Source organism: Peterkaempfera griseoplana (genome assembly GCF_001418575.1).
Taxonomy (GTDB): Bacteria; Actinomycetota; Actinomycetes; order Streptomycetales; family Streptomycetaceae; genus Peterkaempfera; species Peterkaempfera griseoplana.
Map to the genome: position 1 here is coordinate 1 of NZ_LIQR01000375.1, position 3,468 is coordinate 3,468.

At 69.0% G+C, this 3,468-nt stretch carries 2 protein-coding genes; both read right to left on the reverse strand.

Going from position 1 to position 3,468, the window contains the following annotated elements:
• Positions 1-106: 106 nt before the first annotated feature.
• On the reverse strand, positions 107-2,602 hold the full coding sequence (locus AOK09_RS26395) for a sugar phosphate nucleotidyltransferase (protein ID WP_055589757.1): 2,496 nt from the start codon (positions 2,600-2,602) through the stop codon (positions 107-109).
• Positions 2,603-2,701: 99 nt separating this feature from the next.
• Positions 2,702-3,310: a CDP-diacylglycerol--glycerol-3-phosphate 3-phosphatidyltransferase gene (pgsA, locus tag AOK09_RS26400; protein ID WP_055589756.1), complete on the reverse strand. Its 609-nt coding sequence runs from the start codon at positions 3,308-3,310 to the stop codon at positions 2,702-2,704.
• Between the last annotated feature and the right edge of the window lie 158 nt (positions 3,311-3,468).

Below are 3,468 nucleotides of genomic sequence, written 5' to 3' on the forward strand. Positions count from 1 at the left end.
AGCCGGCGCTGTGGGGACGCCCTCGACGGCGTCCCCACAGCGCCGGCTCCGCCTCCGCGGCCGGTCCGGCCGTCGGCGCCGGGCCGGGACCGCGGAGAGGATCCGGCTAGCGGCCTGCGCTCTCCACCACGCCCGCCCACTCGTCCAGCAGGGCCTGGGTGGAGGCCTCGTCCGGCCCCTCGGCCCACAGGTGGGTGACCGCCTCGGCCGGGTCCGGCAGCACCATGGTCCAGCGCCCGTCCGGCTCCACCACCCGCACACCGTCGGTGGTGTCCACCTGGCGGTCTCCGGCGGCCTCGACCACGGTGCGCATCACCATGCCCTTGGCGGACCACGGAGTGGCCAGATCCCGACGGTGCACATGGGCCTTGGGGATCCGGGCATCGATCTGACTGAGCGTCAGCTGGGTGCGGGCCACCAGGCCCATCAGCCGTACGAAGGCCGCCCCGCCGTCGAAGACCCCGCTGAACTCCGGCACCACGAAGCCGCCCCGGCCGTCCCCTCCGAAGACGGTGCCCTCGGCCGACGACGCCCGGGTCAGATCGTCGGGCGAGGTGGTGGTCCACAGCACCTGGGTGCCGTGGTATGCCGCCACCTGCTCCGCGATCCTGGTGGTGGTCACCGGCAGCGCCACCCGCCCGCTGCGCCGCTCGGCGGCGACCAGGTCGAGCAGCACCAGCAGGGCCCGGTCGTCCTCGATGATCCGGCCGCGTTCGTCGACGAAGGAGATGCGCTCACCCACCGGGTCGAAGCGCACCCCGAAGGCCGCCCTGGAGGAGGCCACCAGCTCACCGAGCCGCACCAGCCCGGCCCGCCGGTCCTCGGCGGTCTCGGTCGGGTGCGTCTCGTCCAGCCCGCCGTTCACGATGAGCGCCTCGACCCCGAGGCGGCCCAGCAGGCTGGGCAGCAGCAGGGAGGCGCTGCCGTGGGCGGCGTCCACGACCACCTTGAGTCCGGATTCGGCCACCCCGCTGATGTCGACGGCCCGCAGGAGCGTTCCTGCGTAGGAGTCGAAGACCCGGGAGGAGGACGTCAGGTCGCCGATCTCACCAGGGAAGGCCCGACGGTACTCCTGGCGGGCGTACACCCGGTCCAGCTTCCGCTGTCCGGCCTGGGAGAGGTCGGCGCCGCGTTCGTCGAAGAAGAGGATGTCCACCGAGTCGGGGACCCCCGGCGTGGTGCGGAGCATGATCCCGCCGGCGCTGCCGCGTGCGGTCTGCTGGCGCGCCACGGGCATGGGCACGTTCTCCAGGTCCCGCACATCGATGGCGCTGGTCTGCAGCGCGGAGATCATCGCCCGCTTCAGGGCACGCGCACCACGGGAGTGGTCACGGGCGATGGTGACGGTGGCACCCTTCTTGAGGGTCGTCGCATAGGCGCCGGCCAGGCGTACGGCCAGCTCCGGGGTGATCTCCACATTGAGGATCCCGGACACCCCGCGGGCCCCGAAGAGGTGCTCCTGGCCGCGCGACTCCCAGATGACCGAAGTGTTGACGAAGGCGCCCGCCTCGATCGTCTTGAACGGGTACACCCGGACGTTGCCCGCGACGATCGACTCCTCCTCGATGAGGCACTCGTCGCCGATCACCGCGCCGTCGTCGATCCGGGCGGCCCGCATCACATCGGTGTTCTTGCCGATCACACAGCCCCGCAGATTGCTCTGCGGCCCGATGTAGACGTTGTCGTGCACCACGGCCTTGTGCAGGAAGGCACCGCGCTTGACCACTACGTTGCTGCCGAGCACGGTGTGCTCGCGCAGCTCCACCCCGGCCTCCACCTTGGCGTAGTCGCCGATGTAGAGGGGACCGCGCAGCACCGCCTCGGGGTCGACCTCGGCTCCCTCGGCGACCCACACGCCGGGCGAGATCTCGAAGCCGTCGATGTCGACGTCCACCTTGCCCTCGAGGACGTCGGCCTGGGCCTTCACATAGCTGTCGTGGGTGCCCACGTCCTCCCAGTAGCCCTCGGCGATGTAGCCGTAGATGGGCTTGCCCTCCTTGAGCAGCTGCGGGAAGACATCGCTCGACCAGTCGACGGACTCGTCCGCGGCGACATAGTCGAACACCTCCGGCTCCATCACATAGATGCCGGTGTTGACGGTGTCCGAGAACACCTGTCCCCAGGTGGGCTTCTCCAGGAAGCGGTCGACCTTCCCCTCCTCGTCCACGATCGTGATGCCGAACTCCAGGGGGTTGGGCACCCTGGTCAGGCAGACGGTGACGAGTGCGCCCTTCTCCCGGTGGAAGCGGACGAGGTCGGTGAGGTCGAAGTCGGTGAGAGCGTCGCCCGAGATGACCAGGAAGGAGTCGTCCTTGAGGGCGTCCTCCGCGTTCTTCACGCTGCCCGCGGTGCCCAGCGGCACCTCTTCGTTGGCGTAGGTCAGGCTCATGCCCAGTTCCTCGCCGTCACCGAAGTAGTTCTTGACCAGAGAGGCGAGGAACTGCACGGTCACCACGGTCTCATTGAGACCGTGCCGCTTGAGCAGCCTCAGAACGTGCTCCATGATCGGCCGGTTCACCACCGGCAGGAGCGGCTTGGGCATGCTCGAGGTCATCGGGCGCAGGCGAGTGCCCTCGCCTCCGGCCATCACGACGGCCTTCATGTCGGGTGCGTCCTCCTTCAGGGCTGTGGACATCAGTCCGTCCGGCTGTCCGAGCTCCCCCTGCCCAGGTGCCACATCCGCCCCGAACGACGCAACGGATCAGCCGGCCGCGGTGTCCGCCTTCAGGATCCGGCGGACCTGCACCGCGTACAGAATCCCTGCCCACCAATAGAGGGTTGTACCCCACCAGGCGAACGCCCATCCGAAGATTGACGCCGCATTGCCGAGCCAGTCATGACGGTCGCTGAGAAGGAGTAGCGGGAATGCATACATCAGGTTGAACGTGGCGGCCTTGCCGAGGAAGTTCACCTGGAACGGACCGTAACCGCTCCGGCGCAGGATGAGAAGCATCACGGCCATGAACAACTCGCGCAGCAGCAGAATCGCCGTCAGCCACCACGGGATGATCTCGCGCCAGGTGAGGCCCACCAGGGTGGTGAGCACGTACAGGCGGTCCGCCGCTGGGTCCAGGATCTGGCCCAGCCGGCTGATCTGTCCCCACTTCCGTGCGAGCTTCCCGTCCAGGTAGTCGCTCACCCCGCTCAGCAGCAGGATCAGCAGCGCCCACCAGTCGCAGTTGGGGCCGCCGAACTCCGGCCAGAGGATCAGCCACAGGAACAGGGGCACACCGACGAGGCGAGCCATGCTCAGCAGATTGGGGATGGTGAGGACGCGGTCGGTCTGGACGCGCGTCTCCTGGACCTCCACCCGGGGGCCTCCTGTCCGGGGTAGCGATGGTGCACGCCGACTTTACCCGGCCTTGGCACCGGCTCCGACGGCGCCCCCGTCTCGGGGCATGCGTGAGGGCCCCGCGGCCTTTGGGCCGCGGGGCCCTCACATCAATGATTGTTCGGCGGCGTCCTACT

What these genes read in the sequence shown, in the direction of transcription:
- AOK09_RS26395 (WP_055589757.1), bottom strand. Translation starts at nt 2,602, where the DNA reads ATGAAGGCCGTCGTGATGGCCGGAGGCGAGGGCACTCGCCTGCGCCCG.